This window comes from Collimonas sp. GW821-FHT07E08 (assembly GCF_059418905.1).
Window position 1 is genome coordinate 30,300 of the sequence record NZ_JBWKQR010000026.1, and the last position, 453, is coordinate 30,752.

1 pseudogene is annotated in these 453 nt (G+C 54.7%); it reads right to left on the reverse strand.

The window, feature by feature from the left end:
- A pseudogene (locus AC07RZ_RS23145) lies at positions 1–453 on the reverse strand (accessory Sec-dependent LPXTG-anchored adhesin); the annotation flags it as partial.

Sequence of the window (453 nt, forward strand, 5' to 3'; positions counted from 1 at the left end):
TTGAAGTCGACAATGAAGCCACGTTGCTGTTCGTGCTGCTGAGACCGGTCGACAACGATGTGATGCCGGTCGATGTCGAGGTTGACAGCGACGCAACGCTGCTATTCGTTGTGCTCAAACCTGTCGAGGTCGAAGTCGACAATGAAGCCACGTTGCTGTTCGTGCTACTGAGACCGGTCGACAACGATGTGATGCCGGTCGATGTCGATGTCGACAGCGACGCAACGCTGCTGTTCGTTGTGCTTAAACCTGTAGAGGTCGAAGTCGACAACGAAGCCACGTTGCTGTTGGTAGTGCTCAGCCCAGTTGACAACGACGTGATGCCGGTCGATGTTGAGGTCGACAGCGATGCAACGCTGCTATTCGTTGTACTCAAGCCGGTCGAGGTCGAAGTCGACAATGAAGCCACGTTGCTGTTCGTGCTGCTGAGACCGGTCGATAACGATGTGATGC